Origin of the sequence: Kribbella sp. NPDC023972, from assembly GCF_040639075.1 — a bacterium.
In the GTDB taxonomy this organism is placed as follows: Bacteria; Actinomycetota; Actinomycetes; order Propionibacteriales; family Kribbellaceae; genus Kribbella.
This window is the reverse complement of sequence record NZ_JBEZZH010000007.1, coordinates 1-21,705: the sequence shown is the minus strand read 5'-3', so window position 1 is coordinate 21,705 and position 21,705 is coordinate 1. Positions and strand designations below refer to the sequence as shown.

Genomic DNA, 21,705 nt, shown 5'->3' with positions numbered 1-21,705 from the left:
CGGTGAAACGGCTGCACAGCACGGCGATGTCGTGGTTCCGGCCGGCCGGCCCGACGTCGTACTCGCTGGTCGGCCGGTAGGGGCCGGACCGCCGGGTCAGTGGTGGTTGGTCGTGAGCCGGTCGAAGGAGGCGCTGATCTCGATCTCCGCGTCGGCGCGGCCGACCCAGGTGGCGCCTTCGACCGACTTGCCCGGCTCGAGGTCCTTGTAGACCTCGAAGAAGTGCTGGATCTCCAGCCGGTCGAACTCGGGCACGTGGTGGATGTCGCGCAGGTGCTCCTGGCGCGGGTCACCGGCGGGGACACACAGGACCTTGTCGTCCGGGCCCTTCTCGTCGGTCATCCGGAACATGCCGATCGCGCGGGCCCGGATCAAGCAGCCGGGGAAGGTCGGCTCGGGCAGCAGGACCAGCGCGTCCAGCGGGTCGCCGTCCTGGCCGAGGGTCTCCTCGATGAACCCGTAGTCGGCCGGGTACTGGGTGGCCGTGAACAGGGTCCGGTCCAGCCGGAGCCGACCGGTCTTGTGGTCCAGCTCGTACTTGTTGCGGGTGCCCTTGGGGATCTCGATGAAGACGTCGAACTCCATACGGCAGATACTGTCACGGTTCCGACCGACCAATTGACAGGAGCAGCCCGGTGGCCCGTCCTCCTCGTGCGGTGTTCGTCACGCTGCTCGCCTCAGCGCTGTGCGTTGGCCTGGCGAGCGGAGCGAACGCCGTACCCGGATCTCGTCAGACCGCACAGGTGCAGGCACCGGCGGTGCTGGCCCCGGCGAAGGTGGAGGGCGTCGCGCCGACGGCGGCCGGCGTACAGAAGGCGCTGGCGGCGATCCTCAAGGATCCGGCCCTCGGCAAGCACCGCGGCGTCTATGTGTACGACGCCTCGCGCGACAAGCCGGTCTTCTCGGTCGGGGCCGCGACACCCTACGTTCCTGCCTCCACGCTGAAGCTGCTGACGACGGTGTCGGCACTGGAGACCCTCGGGGCGGAGCACACGTTCATTACCAAGGTGGTCAGCGCCGCGAAGGGCTCGATCATTCTGGTCGGCGGTGGCGACCCTCTGCTCACGATCAAGAGCCAGACCGATCCCACCGACTACCCGACGCGGGCGTCCCTCCAAGCGCTGGCCGCCAGTACTGCGAAGGCTCTCAAGGCTCAGGGCATCGCGAGCATCGCCCTCGGGTACGACGCGTCGCTGTTCACCGGACCGGCGGCGAACGCGAACTGGGAGCCGAATTACGTCGCCGAAGGCATCGCGGCGCCCACGTCCGCGCTCTGGGTGAACGAAGGCCGGCTGGCTCCAAGTATGGCCAAGCGGGCCCCATCCCCGGCTCAGGCGGCGGCCAGCGCGTTCGCGACGCAACTCAAGGCCGTCGGGATCAAGGTGACTGGCACGGTCAAGCCTGCTGTGGCACCCGCTGCGGGCAAGGCGCTTGCCCAGGTGGCGTCGCCCAGTGTCGGCGAGATCGTCGAGTACGTGAACCTGCACAGTGACAACGACGGTGCTGAGGTCCTGCTACGGCACGTCGGGCTGGCCACCAAGAACGGCGGCTCCTACGTCGGTGGGGTGAAGGGAGTGAAGGCGACGCTCAGCAAGCTCGGTCTCGACGTCAGCAAGGCCACGATCGAGGACGGCAGCGGGCTGTCCCGGACGAACCGCGTCCCGCTGGATCTACTGGCCGGTGCGGTCCGGGTGGCCGCGGCCGACGACCACGCAGAGCTTCGGCACTTGCTGACGGGGCTGCCGGTCGCCGGCTTCTCCGGCAGCCTCGAGGATCGTTTTGCCGGGCCGGGAGCCGGATCTGGCACCGGACTGGTCCGTGCGAAGACCGGTACGCTCACCGGAGTCCACAGCTTGGCCGGGCTGGTTCGGGACCGCACTGGCACGCTCCTGGTGTTCGCCGTCGCGTCCGACAGTGTGCCGGTGCCCAAGACGCTGGCCGCCCGGGCAGCCCTCGACAGAGCCTCCGCAGCACTGGCCAATTGCGGCTGCGCGGTCTGAACGACAAGCGCATGTTGGGACATGCGACTAGGGTCGACATATGAACGAGCGGAGCGAGTTCATCAGAAGGCACAGCGCGCCTTGTGTCTCATCCGCCGGAGCGAAGCGAGGACGTGGATGAGCACGGCGGAAGGCCCGACAGCGGCGGAGATGGTCGACTGGCAGCTGGCTACGGGAGTGGCGCGCAAGCTGCTCCGGCCCGGTCCGGCGGTCAGCCGCGCTGAGGCGGATCAGGTGGTCTCCGAGCTGCGCCAGTTCGCGGCCGACTCCGAGCACCACGTGCGGGAGTTCACCGGGCTGCAGGCCACGTCGGCCACCGCGCCCGTGGTGATCGTGGACCGGCCCGGCTGGGTGCAGGCGAACGCGGACGGGTTCCGCACCGTCCTGCAGCCGCTGGCGGACAGGCTGCGCGAGAAGGCGGAGCGCGCCGGTCCGCTGTCGTCCGCGGTCGGCTCGCGGGTGACCGCGATCGAGGCGGGTGCGCTGCTCGCGTTCCTGTCCTCCCGGGTGCTGGGTCAGTTCGACCCGTTCTACCCGTCCGTGCCGGATCCGGACCGGCCCGGGCTCACCGGCCGGTTGCTGCTGGTCGCGCCCAATGTGATGCACGTGGAGTCCGAGCTGGGCGTCGTACCGCGGGACTTCAGGCTGTGGGTGTGCCTGCACGAGGAGACGCACCGGGTGCAGTTCACCGCGGTGCCGTGGTTGCGGGACCACCTGCGGTCGGAGATCGCGCTGTTCCTCGACCAGGCCGAGCTGGACCCGTCGGCGTACGCGGCGATGTTCCGGGAGGCGGTGCAGCGGCTGGGGCGGTCGGTGCGGGGTGAGGCCGAGCTGAGTCTGGTCGACCTGATGCAGTCGCCCGAGCAGCGGGCCGTGCTGGACCGGCTGACCGCGGTCATGTCGCTGCTGGAGGGGCACGCCGACTTCGTGATGGACGGGGTCGGGCCGTCGGTGATCCCGACCGTGGACACGATCCGGGCCAAGTTCACCTCGCGCCGGCAGGGTGGCAACCCGCTGGACCAGCTGCTGAAGCGGCTGCTCGGCCTGGACGCCAAGCTCCGGCAGTACAAGGACGGTGCCGCGTTCGTCCGCCGGGTGGTCGAGCAGGTCGGCATGGACGGCTTCAACCGAGTGTGGACGGGGCCGAACACCCTGCCCACCAAGCACGAGATCGCGAACCCCGATGCCTGGGTCACCCGACTCCATGGCTGATTCGCCGAGCAGGTCGGCGGCCGAGGAGCTGGTCGAGCACAGGCGGGGGAAGCTGCATCCCGCCGTCGCCCGTACGCGCGAGGCGGTGCGGGTCATGCTGTCCGAGCTGCCCAGCGGCACGACCGTTCTGGTGGCTTGTTCCGGCGGCACGGACTCGCTGGCCCTGGCGGCCGCGACCGCGTTCGAGGCGCCGAAGCTCAAGCTGCGCGCCGGCGCCGTCATCGTCGATCACGGACTGCAGGCCGACTCCGCCCACATTGCGGGAATCGCTGCCGAGCAGTGCCGTTCGCTGGGCTTGGATCCGGTCCAAGTACGAGCGGTGGAGGTCGGCAGAGCGGGTGGGCCCGAGGGAGCTGCCCGCACGGCCCGGTACGACGCTCTGCGCGACGCGGCCGACGAGTTCGGGGCGGACGTCGTACTGCTGGCTCACACTCGTGACGACCAGGCCGAGACTGTATTGCTCGGGCTTGCCCGGGGCTCAGGTGCCCGCTCGCTCGCTGGGATGGCGTCCATCGCCGGACTGCTGCGTAGGCCGTTCCTCGAGCTCCCGCGGGCCACAACGGCCGCTGCCTGTGTTGCGTCGGGGCTGCGGCCGTGGCACGACCCGCACAACGACGATCCTCAGTTCGCTCGGGTCCGGGTGCGTCACGAGGTGCTCCCAGTGCTGGAGGAGGCGCTCGGCCCCGGTGTGGTCGAGGCGCTGGCCCGTACGGCGGGACTGCTCCGGGCTGACGCGGATGCGCTCGACATGCTGGCGGCGGACGTCGCGGAGACCGCACTACGTCGTACTGACAGTGAGGTGCACTGCGACATCACCACCCTCGCGAGCGAGCCGGACGCCGTACGGACCAGGGTGTTGCGGCAGGCAGCGCTGGAGGCCGGGTGCCGGTCCACGGACCTCACCGCCGGGCACATCGCGGCGGTCGACGCACTGGTCACCGGCTGGCGCGGGCAGCGATGGATCGACCTTCCCCAGGGGGTCCGGGCGGCCCGGCGGGGTGGATTCATCGTCCTCGGTGCGGATGTGACAGGCTGATCCGCGTGGATGCGTCGGACATCGAGAAGGACCTGAGCAAGATCCATTACACCGAGGACCAGATCCTGGCGAAGCTGCGGGAGCTGGCGGGGCGGATCGAGCAGGACTACGAAGGCAAGGACCTCCTCATCGTCGGCGTCCTGCGCGGCGCGGTGATGGTGATGGCGGACCTGGCCCGGTCGTTCAGCCGGCACGTGGAGATGGACTGGATGGCCATCTCGTCGTACGGATCGGGGACCAAGTCGTCCGGTGTGGTCCGGATCCAGAAGGACCTGGACACCGACATCACCAACCGGCACGTGCTGATCGTCGAGGACATCATCGACACCGGGCTGACGCTGAGCTGGCTGGTCAGCAACCTGGAGTCGCGCAAACCCGCCTCGCTGGAGCTGTGCACCGCGTTCGTGAAGCCGGACGCGGCCAAGATGGCGGTGCCGGTGAAGTACGTCGGCCTGGAACTGCCGGACGAGTTCGTCGTCGGGTACGGGCTCGACTACGCGGAGAAGTACCGCAACCTGCGCTGCGTCGCCACCCTCGCACCGCACGTGTACTCCTGAAGCTCCAGCTGCCCGGATCCGGGCAGTCCGGCGCCGCCCGGCGGGCCAGTTGCGGCCGGAGGGGTGCCTGCGACGCCGTGCCCAGGGCAGACTTGGTGACAGCCTGTACAACTGGCTCTACCGTCCTTCGGGTGACCCTCGTGGTGGGCAGGCTTGCCCGGCACGAGACACTTGGACTGGTGTTACCGTCTCAAGCCCGCATACCCGGGCCTGCCGAGCTAGGAGGGACGGGGCGTTTGCCTCGATCATGGACGTGAAGCGCATCTTCCGCGGACCCCTGTTCTGGATCGTCGTCGCCTTCCTGGGCGTCCTGGTGATCGGGCAGCTCCTGACCGGCTCGACCGGGTACAAGACCGAGCCCACCGGCCAGGTCGTGCAGCTGATCCAGCAGGCCACCACCTCGTCGGACAAGACGATCAAGTCGGTGACGCTGATCGACCCCGACCAGGAGATCCGGGTCGAGAAGACCGACGGCACCAAGGTCCGCGCGCACTGGGTCGACGGCCAGGCCAACGCGCTGGGCCAGTCGGTGCAGAAGCTCTACGACGACAAGAAGATCGACCGGTACGACGTGGAGAACCCGAAGCCGAGCTTCATCGGCCAGGTGTTCTCGACGCTGATCCCGTTCCTGCTCATCGCGGTGGTCTTCATCTTCTTGATGAACTCGATGCAGGGCGGCGGCTCGCGGGTGATGAGCTTCGCCAAGTCGAAGGCCAAGCTGATCACCAAGGACACCCCGAAGACGACCTTCGCGGACGTGGCCGGCTGTGACGAGGCGATCGAGGAGCTCGGCGAGATCAAGGAGTTCCTGCAGGAGCCGGGCAAGTTCCAGGCGGTCGGGGCGAAGATCCCGAAGGGTGTGCTGCTCTACGGCCAGCCCGGTACCGGTAAGACTCTGCTGGCCCGCGCGGTCGCCGGTGAGGCCGGCGTGCCGTTCTACTCGATCTCCGGCTCGGACTTCGTCGAGATGTTCGTCGGTGTCGGCGCCTCCCGGGTCCGCGACCTGTTCGAGCAGGCCAAGACCAACGCCCCGGCGATCGTGTTCATCGACGAGATCGACGCCGTCGGCCGGCACCGTGGCGCCGGCCTCGGCGGCGGCCACGACGAGCGCGAGCAGACGCTGAACCAGCTGCTGGTCGAGATGGACGGCTTCGACGTCCGCGGCGGTGTGATCCTGATCGCGGCCACCAACCGGCCCGACGTCCTCGACCCGGCGCTGCTGCGGCCCGGCCGGTTCGACCGGCAGATCGCCGTCGACGCGCCGGACCTGCCCGGGCGCGAGCAGATCCTGAAGGTGCACGCGCGCGGCAAGCCGATGGCCCCGGACGTCGACCTGACCGCGGTCGCCCGCCGTACCCCCGGCTTCACCGGTGCGGACCTGGCCAACGTGCTGAACGAGGCCGCCCTGCTCACCGCCCGGAACAACCAGCAGGTGATCGACAACCGGGGCCTGGACGAGGCGATCGACCGGGTCATCGCCGGTCCGCAGCGCCGTAGCCGGTTGATGTCGGACAAGGAGAAGGTGCTGACGGCGTACCACGAGGGCGGTCACGCCCTGGTCGCCGCCGCGCTGCCGCACTCCGACCCGGTCCAGAAGGTGACGATCCTGCCGCGTGGCCGGGCCCTCGGCTACACGATGGTGATGCCGGACGAGGACAAGTACTCGACCACCCGGTCCGAGATGCTGGACAAGCTCGCTTACATGCTCGGCGGCCGGGCGGCCGAGGAGATGGTCTTCCACGACCCGACCACCGGCGCCAGCAACGACATCGAGAAGGCGACCGCGCTCGCCCGCGCGATGGTCACGCAGTACGGCATGACCGAGCGGCTCGGCGCGATCAAGTTCGGCCAGGACAGCGGCGAGCCGTTCCTGGGCCGCGACCTGGGCAGCCAGCGCAACTACTCCGAGGAGATCGCGGCCGCGGTCGACGAGGAGGTCGGCAAGCTGATCCTGAACGCGCACCAGGAGGCGTTCGACATCCTGGTCGAGAACCGGGCGGTGCTGGACCACCTGGTCGAGGAACTGCTGGAGAAGGAGACGCTGGACAAGCACGAGATCGCCCGGGTCTTCGCGCCGGTGCAGAAGCGCGATCGGCGGCCGGCCTGGACCGGTTCGGCCACCCGGGTGCCGTCGGACCAGCCGCCGGTGATGCCGGTGCCGTCGCGTGGCGAGCAGAACGGCTCGCTCTCCGACGTACTGCCGGGCGGAGCGGTCGGCCCGGACGAGGCGGTCAAGCCGCCGAGCTACGGCAGCGGCCCGACCCCGCCGTCAGCGAAGGAATGAACTCGACGAACGCCGTCGCCCCACCAGGGCGGCGGCGTTCGCCTTTGTGGGCGGGCCAGCTCTGGGCGGCGTTCACGGGACGTAGGCCGTGTCTGGCAATTCCCCGCCTACTGCGCGTCACTCGGCACGGCGCTGAATTGCCAGACACGACCTAGAGTGGCCGGATGACATCGCCGAAGTTCGATCACGCACGGGCGGAGCGGGCGGTCCGGGAGCTGCTGATCGCGATCGGGGAGGATCCCGACCGCGAAGGGCTCAAGGACACTCCGGCCCGGGTGGCACGCTCGTACGCCGAGATGACCGGCGGACTGGGCCAGCGGGCCGAGGACGTGCTCACCACCACGTTCGACATCGGCCACGACGAGATGATCCTGGTGAAGGACATCGAGGTGTGGAGCCTGTGTGAGCATCACCTGGTGCCGTTCACCGGGGTCGCGCACGTCGGGTACGTCCCGAGCCGGGAGGGCCGCATCACCGGCCTCTCCAAGCTCGCCCGGCTGGTGGACGTGTACTCCAAACGCCCGCAGGTGCAGGAACGCCTGACCACCCAGATCGCCGACTCGCTGCTCGAGCTGCTCGAGCCGCGCGGCGTGATCGTGGTGATCGAGTGCGAGCACCTCTGCATGACCATGCGCGGCGTCCGCAAACCCGGCGCCAAGACCATCACCTCCGCCGTCCGCGGCCAGCTCCGCGATCCGGTCACCCGCGCCGAGGCGATGAGCCTGATCGTCGGCTGAGTGGTACCATTTTCTGTACCACTAGATGATGAGGGGGTGCCCGATGGCCATCACGGCTTCGGCGGCGCGCAAGGACCTCTTCCCGTTGATCGAGCAAGTCAACGAGGATCACACGCCGGTTGAGATCACGTCGAAGGCTGGCGGGGCCGTGCTGCTTTCGCTCGACGACTACCGTGCTCTCGAAGAGACCGCGCACCTGCTGCGCGTGCCCGCGAATGCACGGCGCCTACTCGAGAGCCTGCTGCAAGCCCAACGGGGTGAACGTGAGGAGCATGAGCTGACGTGAGGCTCGTCTTCACGCCGAACGGCTGGGAGGACTACACCTACTGGCAGCAAGTGGACCGACAGCAAGTGAAGCGGATCAACCGATTGATCGAGGACGCACTTCGCGACCCACAGTCGGGTATCGGTAAGCCCGAGCCGCTCAAACATATGCTGCAAGGCGCTTGGTCGCGCCGGATCGACGCGGAGCATCGCCTGGTATACCTGGTCGACGGCGATGATCTGGTGATCCTGCAGGCGCGGTACCACTACGGCAAATAGCCGGGCAGAGCCAGCTTGGCCCGGCTCCTTCTGTCTCACTCATCCATAGCCCCGGCGGCCGTTGATTCGTTGGGGTTTGAGAGCTGGTGTGTGTGGACATTCTGTCGCTGAGCATTTACTTTCCGTAGCGATGCTCTGTCGACGGGGACCGTGCATCGGCGTGAGGAGGACAGGATGTCAGCGCGTTACCGGGTCGGCGCCGCACTTGCCGGAGCCGTCGTACTGACGGCCGCCGGATTGGTTGCGGCGAGCTGGGCCAGCGCGGATTCCCGCGGCGATCGGCAGACCGCCGAGGCGGGCCCGGTCGACCAGGTGACAGCCAACTCGCCGCTGGCGGCGGACACGCTGGAGTCGCAGCTCGGGCCGAAGGCCGTCGGGAGCTACTACGACGACGCCGGTGAGCTGGTGGTCGCGGTGTCCGACCTGGCCACCGCCCAGCTGGTCCGCGACGCCGGCGCGATCCCGAAGCTCGTCCGCTTCACCGCCGACCAGCTGAACGCCGTACACGCCGAGCTGGACCGGCTGGCCACCGGCTCGAGTGCGGGTAAGGTCCGGTCCTGGTACGTCGACCCCATCTCGGGCACCGTGGTCGTCACCGTGCCGAAGGGGGCGCGCGACCTGATCACCGAGCGGTTCCTTCAGCGGGCCGAGGCGAACGGCGACCGGGTGACGATCCGGACCGTGTCCGGCCGGGTGACGACCACCGCGGACGACTTCGGCCTGCGCGGCGGGGTCCAGGTGGACAAGAACACCGGGTACGTCTGCTCGCTCGGGTTTAACGCCCGGACCACCAAGGGCACCCGGATCTTCCTGACCGCCGGGCACTGCACGGCCGGCAAGCCGTCGTTCTCCCGGAACGGGTACGTCCTCGGCAACACCCGGACGTCGAGCTTCCCGGGCAACGACTTCGGCACGGTCGGCGTGATCGAGGGCTGGGACCAGCAGGGGTACGTCGAGGGCTGGGGCGCCGGGAACGTCGCGGTGAAGGGGATCGCGAACGCCACCGTCGGATCCACGGTGTGCAAGTCGGGGAAGAGCACCGGCTGGACCTGCGGGAAGATCGTCGCGCGCAACGTGACCGTGAACTACGGGAACAACAAGGTCGTCCGGGGGTTGTTCCAGCACACCGCGTGTGCCGAGGGCGGCGATTCCGGTGGGGCGAACATGACCGGCAACTACGCCCAGGGCATCACCAGCGGGGCGGCCCTGATCAACGGCCAATGCCTGGAGAAGTACGGCCAGACCAACGAGTCCTACGCCCAGCCCATCGCCGAAGTCCTCAAATCCACCAGGTCCAGGTTGGTCCTCAGCAACTGACCCGGCCACATTTGGCTGGCTCACCACCGAGGTTGGGGGTTTGGCACCCGGGATCACGGTGGTAAACCCCTGAGATCGATGGCCAGCCAGCCAAATGGGGGTGAGGGCTACTACGGTGTGTGGGTGGGAACTGAGGCTTGGGGTTTCGTTGACGGGTTGCCGGTGCTGGACCGGTGCCTGGTGATGGGTGTGGTCAACGTGACACCGGATTCGTTCTCGGACGGCGGTGAGTGGTTCGAGCCGGCGGCGGCGATCAAGCACGGGCGGGAGCTGCTGGCCGAAGGCGCCGACCTGCTGGATGTCGGCGGGGAGTCGACCCGGCCCGGGGCCGAGCGGCCGGCGCCGGAGGAGGAGCTCCGCCGGGTGCTTCCGGTGATCGAGGCGCTGGCGGCCGACGGTGCGCTGATCTCGGTCGACACCATGCGGGCGGGCGTCGCGGAGCTCGCTCTCGAGGCCGGGGCGGTGATGATCAACGACGTGTCCGGCGGCCAGGCCGATCCCGACATGCTCGCGCTGGTGGCCGAGCGCCGTACGCCGTATGTCTGCACGCACTGGCGTGGCCACTCGATCGACATGCAGAACAAGGCGGAGTACGACGACGTGGTCGCCGAAGTGATCGCGGAGCTCGGCCAGCGACTCGAGGCGATGCGAGCGGCCGGCGTCGAGCTGGACCGGGTCGCCCTCGATCCCGGACTCGGTTTCGCCAAGAACGCCGACCACAACTGGGAGATCCTGCGCCGGCTGCGGGAATTCGCCGTACTGGGCCGGCCGTTGCTGATCGGTGCGTCCCGGAAGGCGTTCCTCGGTAGGCTGCTCGCCGACGAGCGGACCGGCGAACCCAGACCGGCCGTACGACGAGACGACGCGAGCGCGGCTGTTTCCGCCCTGGCCGCCGCAGCGGGAGCCTGGTGTGTCCGGGCCCACGCGGTGGCGCCCAGCGCGGACGCGGTCCGGGTGGCGAAGAGATGGGGAACGGTATGACGGACGGATCCGGCGGCGGTCCGCGGCAGGGCACCAACGGTGAGGGTGCGCGCGGTGCCTCGGCGGAGAACGTCGTACTGACCGCCAACACCGCGTTCTACAACGCGTTCGAGGCCGGCGACCTGGACCTGATGGCGGCCGTGTGGCTGCCGGAGCCGGACCCGGTCTGCATCCATCCCGGGAACGCGGCGATCTACGGCTACGCGGAGATGATGCGCGCGTGGGCGATGATCTTCGCGAACACGCCGTACATCCAGTTCTTCCTGACCGACGTCCAGGTACGCGTGGATGAAGACGTGGCCTACGTCACGTGTACGGAGAATGTCCTGTCGTCGGGGGAGGGTGCTCCCGAGGAGGGATTCGCCGGTGGCAAGGCGCTGGCCACGAACGTCTTCCGGAAAACTTCGACCGGCTGGCGGTTGTGGATCCACCATGCCTCCCCGGTACTGTCGTCTGGGGGCCAACAGGAGGAGGCGCCGTGAGCGAGCGGAGCGAGGTCACCATCCAGCACGGCGTTTCGTCTCCGGATGTGATCGAGATCCGTGGCATCCGGGCGTTCGGCCGGCACGGAGTCTTCGAGCACGAGCGGGCCGACGGACAGGAGTTCGTCGTGGACGTCCGGCTGGAGCTGGACACCCGGCCCGCGGCGGCCTCCGACAACCTGGCCGACACCGTGAACTACGGGGTGGTGGCCGAGCAGGTGCACCAGGCGATCGAGAACGACCCGGTGGACCTGATCGAGACCCTCGCCCAGCGCATCGCCGACCTGTGCCTCGCCGACCGGCGGGTGACAGGGACCGCGGTGACCATCCACAAACCCTCGGCGCCGATCAAGGTGCCGTTCGACGACGTTGTCCTGACCGTGCAGCGCAGAGCCGGAGAATCCTCGTGACTGAGACCCCTAGTCCCCACGTCATCGACGCGGACACCCTGAGCGGTGGCCTCAAGCCGATCCGCCAGGTGATCCTGTCACTCGGCAGCAATCTCGGCGATCGTGAGGCGAACCTGCAGGGCGCGGTCGACGCGCTGCGGGACACCCCGGACGTCGTCGTGGTCGAGGTCTCGCCGGTCTACGAGACCCAGCCGGTGGGCGGGCCGGAGGAGTCCGGTCCGTACCTGAACATCGTGCTGCTCGCCGACACCACGCTGCCGGTGGACATGCTGCTGGACCGGGCGCACGCGATCGAGCAGGCGTTCGGCCGGGAGCGCAGCGTGCCGGGCGCGCCGCGGACGCTGGACGTAGACCTGATCACCTACGGCCAGAAGACGATCGAGTCCGACGAGCTGACCGTCCCGCACCCGCGGGCGCACGAGCGTGCGTTCGTGCTGGCGCCCTGGCTCGACATCGAGCCGGACGCGGTGCTGCCCGGGCGGGGCCCGGTGGCCGAGCTGCTGGCCAAGGTCGGCTCGGGCGGCGTGACCAAGCTCGACATCGAGCTGCAGTAGTGGTGTCAGGAGGTCCCGAGCCCGGCCGGGCACCAGGTAAGGAGCCGCCGCGCCCAGGCTCGGTCCGGCCGACCTCACGCTGGCTGCTCGTCGCGATCGCCGTCCTCGGGGCGGCGATCGGCCTGACCATGGTCACGGCGATCGAGTCCGGCGGCGGGGTCGCGCCGGCGGTGTCCTGGCTGACGCTGGTCGCCTGGGCGTTCCTGGCCGCGCTGCTGTTCGCCGCGGCCCGCAACACCCACCAGCGGATCCAGGTACGGCGGGAACGGGTCGAGCCGTCGCGTGCGGTGTTCCTGCTGCTGATCGGGAAGGCCAGCGCGTTCGTCGGCGCGTTGTGCACCGGTGTTTACGCAGGGTTCGCGTTATCCTTCCTGGAAGCGGTGAGCTCCTCGGGGCCCCGCAACCGTGTGATCATGGCCGGTGCCGCGGCGGTGGTCTCTGTGCTGGTCGTCACGGCCGGATTGTTGCTCGAACGTGCGTGTCGTATTCCCGAGGACCCGGACGAAACCCCCTAACATGTCGGTCCATGGGCTCAAGGGGTAACCGCCGTCGAACCAGGGCCACAGTTCTCGCCGTCGCCAATTCTCTGCTGGTCGTCGTCTGCCTGGGTGTCTCCGTTGCCCTGTTCTCGCAGAACGAGTGGATCCTGCGCGCGGCGGCCGTCGTCGCCGTCCTGGTCGCCGTCGGTGCCTCGCTCCTGGTTCGCCACCAGCTGCTGGTCGAACGCCTCGCCCATTCCGAGGAACGGGCCCAGGTGGCCCAGGAGTACTCCCGGATCACCAGTGCCCGCGTGGTCGAGAACGCCGAGTTCGTCGACCTGATGCAGCGCCGGCTGGACAAGATCGACGAGCGGCTGGACAAGATCGACCAGGAGGTCGCCACGGTCGTTGCCGCCGGCGACAAACACTCCCAGGCCGACGCCCCGACCGTCGTCGACCTCAAGCTCCGCGGCCTCGCCGCTTCCTGACCAGGCCCCTCGGCAGGTTGCTGCCACCACGTCCCGGAAGGCGCACGCGTCAGGACTCGTACCTGGCCCGATGCCCGCGGTGTGCGAGTTCCGTCGTACCGCCGATGACTTGAGCGGGCACCGTTGTGCAAGGGCGGCGCGACCGCTCAAGGTAGGTTCGAGGGCGTGAGTGCTCTCGATACTGCCGAATTGCTGAAGGTCGCCGAGGCCGCTGTCGACCAGGGCCGGAAGGTGACCGACACCCGGGCGCCGGGGAAGCTGACGTCCAAGGGCGACCGGGACATGGCTTCCGAGGTGGACTTCGCGGTGGAGCGTGCGGTCCGGGCGTTCCTGGAGCGGGAGACACCGCAGATCGGCGTACTCGGCGAGGAGGAGGGCGGCGCGACCGGCGGGACCAGGTGGGTGCTCGACCCGATCGACGGGACGGTCAACTTCGTCCACGGAGCGCCGTTGTGGGGCATCTCGCTCGGCCTGATCCACGAGGGCCGGACGGTCGCGGGCGTCATCGACCACCCGATGCTCGGGACCAGGTACGCCGCCGCCGAAGGACTCGGCGCGACCTGCAACGGGCTGCCGATCCAGGGCAGCGAGTGCACCCGGCTGAGCGACGCATTGGTTGCCGTGGGTGACTATGCCGTCGGCCCGGACGCGGCCGTACAGAACGCCGAGCGACTGGCACTGACCCAGCTGCTCTTTCCGCGGGTGCAGCGGATCCGCATGATCGGTACGGCGGCCACCGCGCTGACCTGGGTCGCGGCCGGCCATTTCGACGCGATGGTGATGTTCTCCAACAAGCCGTGGGACACCATGGCCGGGGTGGCGATCGCCCGCGAGGCCGGCGTACTCGTCCTCGACCTGGACGGCTCGGACCACACCCCCGACTCCCGCGGCACCTTCGCCGTCTCCCCCGCCATCCGCGAACCAATGCTCGACCTGATCGCCCAGGCGACCAGCTGAGCTGCTTTCCGGAAGATCACTGCCACCAGGTGCAAATTATGTTCCGGAAAGCGGGCGAGCTGCCTCGGCTGCTGAGGTTATCCACAGGGGAGTCCGCGAGGCTGGGCGAAATCCGTCACGCTGGTTCGGATGGACTGGTGGTGGCGGCGTCAGCTCGCGGACAAGGGGATCGAGGCGCTGATTCATGACCAGAACCGGATCGTTTCGCGTGCGCAGCTGCAAGCGGCCGGCTGGACCGAATCGCACATCAGGCGGTCACTGAGGAACAGGCGTTGGCAGACCGTTCACCCCGGCGTCTACGCGACCCACACCGGACCGATCGGGTACGACGACAACCTGTTGGCGGCGCTCCTGCACGCCGGACCCGAGGCCGCCTGGAGTCACTACACCGCCGCGGAACAACTGGGGCTGCTCAAGCCTGACGGTAATCGGCCCGTGTACGTGACGATTCCGGAGCGCCGCCGGATCAAGCCTCGGCCGAACGTCATCATCCACCGCGACGAGTACTGGGCGGACCGCCTTGCGCCAGTGGTGCCGCCACGTCGGTCCGCCGCCGACGCAGTACTGGACATCGTCGGCATCACGCGGCCAGTGGATCAGGCGGCAGCTGTGATCGCCGAGGCTTGCCAGAGTGGCCGGGTCAGTCCCGCGGACATACTGACGGCGCTGGCCCGTCGTCCGCGACTGCGTCATCGCCGGTCGTTGCGCCCGATCCTGGCCGACGTCGCCGCGGGGTCGCATTCCCTCCTCGAGCTCCGCTACCTGCGCGACGTCGAGCGCCGGCACGGGTTGCCGACCGGTCTGCGGCAACGTGCTGTGGACAACGAGTTCACCGACGTCTTCTACCGGGGATTCGAGTTGGTGGTCGAACTCGACGGGCGTCTCCACCTCGCTCCGCGGCAGCGATGGCGTGATCTCGACCGGGACAACCGCGCCACGCTCCGCGCCGAGGCGACGCTGCGCTACGGCTGGGTCGACGTGACTGGCCGGCCATGTCAGGCCGCCGTACAGGTTCTTCAGGTACTGCGCCGTACGCAACCGGCCCTGGCCGCCGAGCCCTGCAGTCCGTCCTGTCCGGTGCGTTGAGATTTCCGGAAGATCACTGCCACCCAGTGCAAGTTATGTTCCGAAAAGCGGGCTACTTGTCGATGTCGCCGACGACGAAGAACATGCTGCCGAGGATGGCGATCATGTCGGGGATGACGGTGCCGGGGAGCAGGGCGGGCAGGGCGGAGATGTTGTTGAAGCTCGCCGAGCGCAGTTTGAGCCGCCAGGGTGTCTTGTCGCCGCGGGAGACCAGGTAGTAGCCGTTGATCCCGAGTGGGTTCTCGGTCCAGGCGTAGGTGTGGCCCTCCGGGACCTTGAGGATCTTCGGCAGCCGCACGTTCACCGGTCCGGCGGGCAGCGACGACAGCTTGTCGATGCAGGCGTCGATCAGGTCGAGCGACACCTTCACCTGCTCGAGCAGCACCCAGAACCGGGCGAAGCAGTCGCCGTCGGAGCGGGTGACGACCCGGAGTACGCCGTCGCGCAGCAACTCGTCGTACCCGAGGTAGGGCTCGTCGCGGCGGAGGTCGGCGTCCACCCCGGAGGCGCGCGCGATCGGGCCGGAGACGCCGTACTGCGCGACGAGTTCGGGGGACAGCCTGCCGACGCCGACGGTGCGGGCCCGGAAGATCTCGTTGCCCAGGACAATGTCTTCGATATCCGGCAGCCGCTTGCGGACCGCGGCCGAAGCGGCCGAGGCGCGGCCGAGCCAGCCGTACGGCAGGTCCTCCTTGAGGCCGCCGACCCGGTTGAACATGTAGTGCATCCGGCCGCCGGACAGCTCCTCCATCACCGCCTGCAGGGTCTCGCGCTCACGGAACGCGTAGAACACCGGCGTGATCGCGCCGAGCTCGAGCGGGTAGGAGCCGAGGAACATCAGGTGGTTCAGCACCCGGTTCAGCTCGGCCAGCAGGGTACGCAGCCAGATCGCGCGGACCGGGACCTCCAGGCCCATCATCCGCTCGACCGCGAGGACCACGCCGAGCTCGTTGCTGAACGCGGACAGCCAGTCGTGCCGGTTCGCCAGCACGATGATCTGGCGGTAGTCGCGGACCTCGAACAGCTTCTCCGCACCGCGGTGCATGTAGCCGACGATCGGCTCACAGCCGACGATCCGCTCGCCGTCCAGGGTCAGCCGGAGCCGAAGCACACCGTGGGTGGCCGGGTGCTGCGGGCCGATGTTGAGCACCATGTCCGTGGTCGCCAGCTCCGAGCCGCTCCCGGTCCCGCCCCGCTCATACGCAGGGTCGAATCCGGCGGCTCCCGCGCCGATACCCACCACTCGTTCCGTACTCATGACCCTAGTGTGCCGTGAGGGGTGCAGCCTGGCGCCGCACCCCTCACGGCACACTTTCGTGACAGGCTTAGGGCGTGGACGACCTCTTCGCACCCTCGGATGTCAGTTGGACGCCGGTTTCGCCGAAGCTGGCCTCGGTCCGCCGGCTGAACGTGGGCATCACGTTCGGTGTGCTCGGCCTGGTGGCGTTGTTCGCCTTCGGCATGACGCTGGGCTGGGCGTACGGCGTAGTGGCGCTGATCGTGGTCGCGGCCGGATTCGGGTGGTCGTGGGTGCTGATCGGGCGGAACCAGCGGTCCTGGAAGTACGCCGAGCGCGAGGACGAGCTGCTGGTCAGCCACGGGATCATGTTCCGCGAGCTGGTGGTGGTGCCGTACGGGCGGATGCAGTTCGTCGACGTGACGGCCGGGCCGGTGGAGCGGGCGTTCGGGATCGCGACGGTCGAGCTGCACACCGCGACCCCGGCGACCGACGCGAAGATCCCCGGCCTGCACCCGGACGAGGCGAGCCGCCTGCGTGACCGCCTCTCCGCCCTCGGCCAGGCCCAGGCGTGGGGCCTGTGACGGAGCCGACGCCCGGGCCGTACGACGCCGGGCAGCAAACCCAGCCGCCGCCACCCGCCCAGCCACCACTCCAGCAACCACTTCAGCAACCTTTCCAGCCACCGATCCAGCGGCCGGAAGAGCCGCCGGCAGAGCAGACCGGGGCGCGGCTGCACCCGCTGACGCCGTTCGTGAAGGGCTGGGGGTACTTCGTCGTCGCGGCGATCGCGATGGTGAACAACGAGAGCCTGCGCAGCAACCTGGAGCTGGCCGGGATCGGCCTGCTCGCCGTGCTGGTCGGCGGCATCGCGCTCGGCGCGCTGTCCTGGTGGTTCACCAAGTGGCAGCTGACCGAGGACGCGATCCGGGTGGACAGCGGGTTCCTGTTCCGCCGGACCCGGATCATCCGGTTCGACCGGATCCAGGCGATCGACGTGGCCCAGCCGTTCGTCGCCCGCCTGTTCGGGATGGCCGAGCTGCGGATGGACGTGGCCGGCGGCGGCAAGAGCGACGGCAAGCTGAGCTACTTCCGGTACGACGAAGCCGTCCAGCTGCGCACCATCCTGCTGGTGCGGGCCAAGGGTGAGCAGGCCGTCGAGAACACCGCGCAGCAGCCCGCGCCGGAGCCGATCCTGGTGGTCCCGACGAACCGCCTGCTCGGTGCGACCCTGCTGTCCTCGACAGTCCTCGGTAGCGCCGGCGGTCTGATCTGGCTGATCGTGGCCACGACCGTGCTGGATTTCCACATCGGTCTGTTCGCCGGCCTGCCGCTGCTGCTCGGTGTCGTGCAGCCGATCTGGAAGCAGGTCGTCGGCAACCATGGCTTCACCCTGTCGGAGACCGATCATGGGCTGCGCACCAAGCGCGGTCTCTTCGACGTCCAGCGGCAGACGGTGCCGCCGGGTCGGGTCCAGGGTCTGCTCATCACCGAGCCGATCATCTGGCGTCTGCTCGGGTGGGCTCGCGTGGAGCTGGACATCGCCGGTGTGGCGGGCAATCCGGCCGAGGGTGAGGACGACCGCGAGGGCGCGCAGCTCCTACCGGTGGGTGACCGCGGTGAGGTGGCCGGCGTCCTCGCACGCATCCTGCCGGGGCTGGACCTGTACCGCATCGAGATGCACCGGGCACCAGAGCGCGCCAAGCGGCTGCGGCCGATCGGCTGGCGCTACCTCGCGTACGGCTTCGACGACCAGGTGCTGGTGACCACGCGCGGTTGGGTGAGCCGCCGTACGTCGATCGTCCTGCACCACAAGACCCAGTCAGTACGGCTGGAGCAAGGACCGTTGCAGCGGCGTCTCGGCCTGGCCAACGTGCACGTGGACACCCCGCTCGGCCCGACCGACGCCATCGCCCTGCACCGGGATCAGTACGAGGCTGCGCAGCTCCTGGAGGCTCAGGCCGTCAGAGCTCGCGATGCGCGTCGTGCGGTGCCCTCATCGGCAGCTGTCCACACCCAGCCGAACCCGCCAAGCCCAGACGGGTCCAGCAGCTCCGCAGCCTCACCAGCCGACGACAGCTCGGCCACGTAGCGCAGTGGTTCCGTCTGAGCCAGCTCGAGGCTCGGACGGGCCGCACTCACCCCCAGAGCTCGCAGTGCGTCTCTCTGCAGCACGAGGGACCCAGCTAGCGAATCCAGCGCCACATGCGCGGTGACATCGCAAGATCCGTCCAGCACGGGGTCACACTCCCGACCGGCCCGGAAGCCGGTCACAGTCCCGTACAGTGGCCGACCGGCACGCACATGTCCGTAGTCGATCGCGACCGCCATCGCACCATCGCCCAGCCGCTCGACCACCGAGGCCCACGCCTGATCACGAGCCAGGCCGATCTCGGCCCGGTCACCGGGCTCATGCAACGGCCACCACGTGTCGAGCCACTCACGGTCGTTGCCCGAGACAACATCACCGAGTGACAGATCCGCGAGCAGATACCGTGGTACGCCGTACTCGTCGAGCTCGGCGAGCTCACACGGCACGTTGTCCAGCCACTCGTTGGCGACCACCAGCCCACGCAGGACTGCCGGCAACTCGTCGTCCAGCTCCACCTCGACGATCGTCAAGCCTTCAGCTCGCAACACACGGCCCAGCTCACCCGAGCCAGCTCCGATGTCGACGACCTCCGAAGCGCCCACTGCACGAGCCAGCCGCGCCAGGGCCTGTCCGAATAACGCGGATGCGTGCACAGACGTCCGGAAGTGACCGCCCGGCCGCTCCCGCCGGTAGAAGCCGTCAGGCCCGTAGAGCGTGCTCTCCCAGGCCTGACGAAAGCTGATCACAACGGGACCGCGTCGAACTGCCGCCAAACGCCGTCCTCACCTTCACGCCACAAGCCCAGCTCGGTGAGCCGCGACGTCGGCGGAGGCGTGGCGACCAAGGCCTCCGACGCCTCAGCCAGGACAGCCGGACCGCCCTGTGTGGCTGACGAGATGGTCAGATGCGGATGCGGCTCGGGAAACTCGCCTCCATACGGCGGACATTCCGGGAAAGCGGTGTAGACCGCACTCAGCAGTGATTGCACGGCGCCGAACGGCTCGGGCCGCAGCCACACCGTCCCGTTCGGGAACTGGCCCGCTGTCGGGAAGCTGAGCTCGATCGGCTCGTACGACGCCACCGCCTCGCTCAGCCGCTGTACATCATCCGACGTCGGCTCCATGACCCACGGCACCAGCACGGTGACGTGCGGTGGGATCAGTTCGGTCAGCGGGACGTGCGGTCGTGCGGTGGAGCGGGAGACCGATCGCCAGCGATGGGTGTAGTCCGCCACCTCGGGCACTGTGATCAGAATCGCGGTCAAACCGGTCCGTGCGGCCCATGCGTTACTCACCACCGCATGCTCTCATCACCTACGCTGAACTTGGATCGTCTGGTACCCCACAGCGGGACTGGAACGAAAAGAGTGAGTATGGAACGGATCGGCTTGATCGGAGCCGGCCGGGCCGGAACCGCCCTGGGAGCAGCCTTGGCGGCAGCCGGGCATCCCCTGGTCGGTCTCACCGCCCGGTCGCGCGCGTCACGTGAACGCGCCGCCCGGCTCCTTCCCCATGTGCCGGTGCTGACCGCCGCCGAGGTCACCACCCGCGCCGACGTGGTGCTGGTCGCCGTACCCGACGATCTGATCGTCCAGGTGGCCGAAGCGCTGCCACTCAACAGCAGTCAGTACGTCGTCCATCTGTCGGGCGCCCACGGGCTCAAACCTCTGCAAAGCACACAGGCCATCCCAGTGGCACTGCACCCGGCCATGACGTTTCCTGGGGGTGCGGTGCGCCTGGACGGGGTCATGTTCACCGCGACCGCGCCGGACGAGGCCCGGGAGCTGGTCGAGCGGCTGGTGAAGGCGGTCGGCGCACAGGTGCAGTGGGTTGCCGAGGAGCAACGCGCGCAGTACCACGCGGGCCTCGTGCACGGCGCGAATCACCTGACGACGTTGGTTACGCAGGCGCTCGCCGTACTGCGGGAAGCGGGCGTGGCGGATCCGGCCGCGACACTCCGGCCGCTGGTGACCGCAACCCTCGACAACACGCTGCTATCCGGTCATCATGCGCTCACCGGGCCGATCGCCCGGGGCGATGTCGACACGGTGGCAGCACATCTGGCCGGGCTGGGTCGGATCCCGCCCACCCGGACGGCGAGCACGTACGCCGAGCTGGCCCGAGCGACGGTTGAGTTGGCCGCGGCGGACGGACGGCTGGACCGGGAGACGGCGGCGCGGTTCGAAAAGGTGCTGAACGGGGAACCAGGCGAGCGGGATCGGACAGGGGAGGCACCGCGATGAGACTCACCCAGACCAAGGCCGAACTGCGGGCGGCGGCGGCGATCCGGCCCCGGGCGGTCGTGATGACGATGGGCGCCCTGCACGAAGGGCATGCGGCCCTGCTCGCCGAGGCCCGGGAGCGGGTGGGTCCGGACGGCAGCGTCGTCCTGACGATCTTCGTGAATCCCTTGCAGTTCGGGCCGGCCGAGGACTTCGACCGCTATCCGCGCACGCTGGCCAGTGACCTGGCCATCGCCAAGAACGAGGGCGTCGACCTGGTCTTCAACCCGTCCCGCGACGAGCTCTACCCGAACGAGCCGTCCATCACCGTGCACCCCGGCCCGCTGGCCGACGAGCTGGAGGGCATGGTCCGGCCCGGGCATTTCGCCGGCGTGCTGACCGTGGTCGCGAAGATGCTGCACCTCACCGCGCCCGACCTGGCGTTGTTCGGTGAGAAGGACTACCAGCAGCTCACGCTGATCCGCGAGATGGTGTGCGACCTGGACTGGGACGTCGACATCGTGCCGGTGCCAACCGTGCGCGAAGCCGACGGTCTCGCCTTGTCCTCACGCAACCGGTATCTGGACGAGACCGAGCGTGACGAAGCGCTGGTGCTCTACCGGGCCCTCACCGCCGGTGCCAAGGCGGGCATGAACGGCCCGGACGCCGTCATGGCCTCCGCGCAGGCGGAACTGGAAGCGGTCCCATCGGTGAAGATCGACTATCTCGCCCTGCGCGCACCGGATCTGGGCCCGGTGATCGGCCCCGGCGAGGCCCGAATGCTGATCGCCGCCCGCGTCGGCACCACCCGTCTCATCGACAACATTTCCATCACGCTGAGATGACATCGGTTGATACCGTCGCGGAATGACTGTGCTCATTGCCGCGCTGCCGCGCGGCGGGTCATGGGGCTTTGACTCCCGCCCTTCCCTCGTCGCTGTGCCTTTGGCCGGGCCTTCGGCGCCGGCGGGTCATGGGGCCCTTGGCTCCCGCCCTTCCCTCGTCACTCCGGTCGCTTCGCTCCCTCCGCTC

24 protein-coding genes and 1 pseudogene are annotated in these 21,705 nt (G+C 68.9%); 21 read left to right on the top strand and 4 right to left on the bottom strand.

Annotated elements, in window-relative coordinates; genetic code table 11:
• Positions 1-96: 96 nt before the first annotated feature.
• Entirely contained in the window at positions 97-585 is a 489-nt protein-coding gene (locus tag AB0F43_RS26310) for an inorganic diphosphatase (protein ID WP_360482132.1), read from the bottom strand.
• 50 nt (positions 586-635) lie between these two features.
• Between AB0F43_RS26310 and dacB the strand changes: the two genes are divergently transcribed.
• From dacB to AB0F43_RS26225, 17 genes are all read left to right on the top strand, one after another.
• Entirely contained in the window at positions 636-2,000 is a 1,365-nt protein-coding gene (gene dacB / locus AB0F43_RS26305; RefSeq protein WP_360482129.1) for a D-alanyl-D-alanine carboxypeptidase/D-alanyl-D-alanine-endopeptidase, read from the top strand.
• Between the two features lie 117 nt (positions 2,001-2,117).
• Positions 2,118-3,212 carry a zinc-dependent metalloprotease gene (locus AB0F43_RS26300; protein ID WP_360482126.1) on the top strand — a complete coding sequence of 365 codons (1,095 nt, stop codon included), beginning with the start codon at positions 2,118-2,120 and terminating at the stop codon, positions 3,210-3,212.
• Positions 3,205-4,248, top strand: coding sequence for a tRNA lysidine(34) synthetase TilS (tilS, locus tag AB0F43_RS26295; protein WP_360482123.1), 1,044 nt, complete (start codon positions 3,205-3,207; stop codon positions 4,246-4,248). The genes AB0F43_RS26300 and tilS overlap by 8 nt, the downstream gene beginning before the upstream one ends.
• Positions 4,249-4,253: 5 nt before the next feature.
• The gene (hpt, locus tag AB0F43_RS26290) at positions 4,254-4,805 is read left to right on the top strand and encodes a hypoxanthine phosphoribosyltransferase (RefSeq protein ID WP_360482120.1); all 552 of its coding nucleotides are present in this window, start codon (positions 4,254-4,256) and stop codon (positions 4,803-4,805) included.
• Between the two features lie 247 nt (positions 4,806-5,052).
• The gene (gene ftsH / locus AB0F43_RS26285; protein ID WP_360482117.1) at positions 5,053-7,089 is read left to right on the top strand and encodes an ATP-dependent zinc metalloprotease FtsH; all 2,037 of its coding nucleotides are present in this window, start codon (positions 5,053-5,055) and stop codon (positions 7,087-7,089) included.
• Between the two features lie 164 nt (positions 7,090-7,253).
• Positions 7,254-7,826 carry a GTP cyclohydrolase I FolE gene (gene folE / locus AB0F43_RS26280; RefSeq protein WP_360482114.1) on the top strand — a complete coding sequence of 191 codons (573 nt, stop codon included), beginning with the start codon at positions 7,254-7,256 and terminating at the stop codon, positions 7,824-7,826.
• Between the two features lie 43 nt (positions 7,827-7,869).
• Positions 7,870-8,112 carry a type II toxin-antitoxin system prevent-host-death family antitoxin gene (locus AB0F43_RS26275; protein ID WP_360482111.1) on the top strand — a complete coding sequence of 81 codons (243 nt, stop codon included), beginning with the start codon at positions 7,870-7,872 and terminating at the stop codon, positions 8,110-8,112.
• On the top strand, positions 8,109-8,369 hold the full coding sequence (locus AB0F43_RS26270; protein WP_360482108.1) for a Txe/YoeB family addiction module toxin: 261 nt from the start codon (positions 8,109-8,111) through the stop codon (positions 8,367-8,369). Before AB0F43_RS26275 ends, AB0F43_RS26270 begins: the two co-directional genes overlap by 4 nt.
• Positions 8,370-8,543: 174 nt before the next feature.
• A complete protein-coding gene (locus AB0F43_RS26265) occupies positions 8,544-9,686 on the top strand; it encodes a S1 family peptidase (RefSeq protein ID WP_360482105.1) in 1,143 nt (380 codons plus the stop codon).
• Positions 9,687-9,869: 183 nt separating this feature from the next.
• Positions 9,870-10,667, top strand: a complete 798-nt coding sequence (folP, locus tag AB0F43_RS26260) for a dihydropteroate synthase (RefSeq protein WP_360483194.1) — start codon at positions 9,870-9,872, stop codon at positions 10,665-10,667.
• A complete protein-coding gene (locus AB0F43_RS26255; RefSeq protein WP_360482102.1) occupies positions 10,664-11,149 on the top strand; it encodes a nuclear transport factor 2 family protein in 486 nt (161 codons plus the stop codon). Before folP ends, AB0F43_RS26255 begins: the two co-directional genes overlap by 4 nt.
• The gene (folB, locus tag AB0F43_RS26250; RefSeq protein ID WP_360482099.1) at positions 11,146-11,559 is read left to right on the top strand and encodes a dihydroneopterin aldolase; all 414 of its coding nucleotides are present in this window, start codon (positions 11,146-11,148) and stop codon (positions 11,557-11,559) included. The genes AB0F43_RS26255 and folB overlap by 4 nt, the downstream gene beginning before the upstream one ends.
• A complete protein-coding gene (folK, locus tag AB0F43_RS26245) occupies positions 11,556-12,113 on the top strand; it encodes a 2-amino-4-hydroxy-6-hydroxymethyldihydropteridine diphosphokinase (RefSeq protein ID WP_360482096.1) in 558 nt (185 codons plus the stop codon). The genes folB and folK overlap by 4 nt, the downstream gene beginning before the upstream one ends.
• Positions 12,114-12,115: 2 nt before the next feature.
• Positions 12,116-12,628, top strand: coding sequence for a DUF3180 domain-containing protein (locus AB0F43_RS26240; protein WP_360482093.1), 513 nt, complete (start codon positions 12,116-12,118; stop codon positions 12,626-12,628).
• Positions 12,629-12,639: 11 nt separating this feature from the next.
• Positions 12,640-13,080, top strand: coding sequence for a hypothetical protein (locus AB0F43_RS26235; RefSeq protein WP_360482090.1), 441 nt, complete (start codon positions 12,640-12,642; stop codon positions 13,078-13,080).
• 165 nt (positions 13,081-13,245) lie between these two features.
• On the top strand, positions 13,246-14,037 hold the full coding sequence (locus tag AB0F43_RS26230) for an inositol monophosphatase family protein (RefSeq protein WP_360482087.1): 792 nt from the start codon (positions 13,246-13,248) through the stop codon (positions 14,035-14,037).
• A gap of 129 nt (positions 14,038-14,166) precedes the next feature.
• Positions 14,167-15,123, top strand: coding sequence for a type IV toxin-antitoxin system AbiEi family antitoxin domain-containing protein (locus tag AB0F43_RS26225; protein ID WP_360482084.1), 957 nt, complete (start codon positions 14,167-14,169; stop codon positions 15,121-15,123).
• A 52-nt stretch (positions 15,124-15,175) separates the two neighbouring features.
• Here the strand turns inward: AB0F43_RS26225 and AB0F43_RS26220 are convergent, their stop codons facing one another.
• Positions 15,176-16,381, bottom strand: coding sequence for an NADH-quinone oxidoreductase subunit D (locus AB0F43_RS26220; RefSeq protein ID WP_360482082.1), 1,206 nt, complete (start codon positions 16,379-16,381; stop codon positions 15,176-15,178).
• Positions 16,382-16,455: 74 nt separating this feature from the next.
• On the opposite strand from AB0F43_RS26220, the gene AB0F43_RS26215 reads away from it, so the two are divergent.
• Positions 16,456-16,944: a PH domain-containing protein gene (locus AB0F43_RS26215; protein ID WP_360482079.1), complete on the top strand. Its 489-nt coding sequence runs from the start codon at positions 16,456-16,458 to the stop codon at positions 16,942-16,944.
• Complete coding sequence (locus AB0F43_RS26210; protein ID WP_360482076.1) at positions 16,941-18,452, top strand: PH domain-containing protein; 1,512 nt, start codon at positions 16,941-16,943, stop codon at positions 18,450-18,452. Before AB0F43_RS26215 ends, AB0F43_RS26210 begins: the two co-directional genes overlap by 4 nt.
• Positions 18,453-18,553: 101 nt before the next feature.
• On the opposite strand, the pseudogene AB0F43_RS26205 reads toward AB0F43_RS26210, so the two are convergent.
• Positions 18,554-18,967 (bottom strand): annotated as a pseudogene (locus AB0F43_RS26205) (SAM-dependent methyltransferase); the annotation flags it as partial.
• Positions 18,968-19,194: 227 nt separating this feature from the next.
• Positions 19,195-19,746 carry a 2'-5' RNA ligase family protein gene (locus AB0F43_RS26200; RefSeq protein WP_360482073.1) on the bottom strand — a complete coding sequence of 184 codons (552 nt, stop codon included), beginning with the start codon at positions 19,744-19,746 and terminating at the stop codon, positions 19,195-19,197.
• A 78-nt stretch (positions 19,747-19,824) separates the two neighbouring features.
• Here AB0F43_RS26200 and AB0F43_RS26195 point away from each other — a divergent pair, with 78 nt between their 5' ends.
• Complete coding sequence (locus AB0F43_RS26195) at positions 19,825-20,694, top strand: Rossmann-like and DUF2520 domain-containing protein (RefSeq protein WP_360482071.1); 870 nt, start codon at positions 19,825-19,827, stop codon at positions 20,692-20,694.
• Positions 20,691-21,518: a pantoate--beta-alanine ligase gene (gene panC, locus AB0F43_RS26190; RefSeq protein WP_360482068.1), complete on the top strand. Its 828-nt coding sequence runs from the start codon at positions 20,691-20,693 to the stop codon at positions 21,516-21,518. Before AB0F43_RS26195 ends, panC begins: the two co-directional genes overlap by 4 nt.
• The last annotated feature ends 187 nt before the right edge of the window (positions 21,519-21,705 follow it).